General features: G+C 61.6%; 1 protein-coding gene. It reads left to right on the top strand.

All coding sequences use genetic code 11. The features are described 5' to 3' along the window. The first annotated feature begins 53 nt into the window (after positions 1-53). Positions 54-1,469: an IS1380 family transposase gene (locus DB354_RS00015; protein ID WP_107833380.1), complete on the top strand. Its 1,416-nt coding sequence runs from the start codon at positions 54-56 to the stop codon at positions 1,467-1,469. Positions 1,470-1,495: the final 26 nt, after the last annotated feature.

Below are 1,495 nucleotides of genomic sequence, written 5' to 3' on the forward strand. Positions count from 1 at the left end.
CCGAAACGATGCGGTTGAAAGGGAGCCACCGTCTGAGAAGTGATTGGGGTTGAATGAAAAAGAACCAATCGAAGGGCGACAGCCCGCTTCACCAGACGGTGGCGGAGGAAATTGAGTTTAAAGTGGAGGGGAAGGCAATGGCGGTGAGGTACACGGAGCAGCAGTTGAGTGGGCACGCGGGGACGGCGACGTTTTGGAGTTGGGTGCATGGGAAGAGGTGGCGAGGGGTGTTGAAGGATGCGCTGCCGCATGGGATACCGCAGTCGAACAACGCGCTGGCGCCGGTGGAGAAAGCGCTGGGTTTTGTGCATGGGCTGGTGGTGCAGGCGCGGAAGCTGACGCAGGTGGCGTATCTGCGGATTGATCCGGTGGTGCCGGAGCTGGTGGGAATCCGGCGGGTGGCGAGCCAGGCGACGCTGTCGCGGTTTTTTGCGGGGTTCGAATCGGCGGGAGCGAACCTGCGGTGTTTTCGGACGCTGTGGCGGTGGGCGCTGGAGCAGTTGCCGTCCTTGAAATCCGGGTACGCGTTGGATCTGGACTCGACGCGGTTGCTGCACGAGGACGGGCATCAGGAGGGGGTGAAGGTGGGCTACACCCGCCAGGGTTTGGCGCCGTGTTTGCACCCGCTGCTGGCGGTGCTGGCGGAGGCACGACTGGTGGTGCAGTTGTGGCTGCGGCCTGGGAACACGGCGTGTGCGAACAACGTGGAGTCGTTTTGTTGCGAACTGTACAGCAACCTGCCGCGGCATCTGCGGATCCGGCTGGTGCGTGCGGACAGTGGGTTTTACGCCGCGGAGGTTTTGGACCTGTGGGAGAAGCTGAAGCTGCCGTACATCGTGGTGGCGAAGCTGACGCTGAAGGTGCAAAGCCTGATCCGGCACAAGATGGTGTGGCAGCAGACCGAAGACCCGGACACCGCGGTGGCGGAGTGCTACCATCAGGCGGTGGGCTGGCAACGGGCGCGCCGGCTGATCCTGCTGCGGCGGCGAGTGAAGGAACGGCAGTCGACGGGAGGCAAGAAGCTGCTGGAGGTGCCGGGGTATGTGTTCCAGGCGTTCGTCACAAGTCTGCCCGAGTCGGTGACTCCGTTGGCGGTGTGGCGGGAGTACAACGGCCGCGCGGATTGCGAGAACGTGATCAAGGAACTGCAAAGCGGCTTTGCCCTGACCAGTCTCTGTCTGGAGAAGTTTTGGGCCACCGAAGCGGCCCTCAGCCTAGCGACGGTCACCTATAACCTGATGGTGCTCTTCCAACGGCACCTCGGCTGGCAGTCCAAAGCCACGATGCAATCGCTGCGATTTTGGCTCTTCAATACGCCCGGCATCATCAGTCACCCCGCGCGCAAAACCGTCATCAAACTCGCCATCCCTCCACGCCATCGAAAATGGTGGTCAACACTTTGGGGAAAAATCCTCTGCCCCTTACCCAACTGCAATGCAGTAGAAGACCGACCCCAATTTGCCACCTAAACGAAGTTCCTACTGCATGGCTCCGG

It is taken from the genome of Opitutus sp. ER46 (genome assembly GCF_003054705.1).
In the GTDB taxonomy this organism is placed as follows: Bacteria; Verrucomicrobiota; Verrucomicrobiia; order Opitutales; family Opitutaceae; genus ER46.

Excerpts from the sequence above, each read along its gene's own strand:
- DB354_RS00015 (WP_107833380.1), top strand. The coding sequence starts at position 54 with ATGAAAAAGAACCAATCGAAGGGCGACAGCCCGCTTCACCAGACGGTG.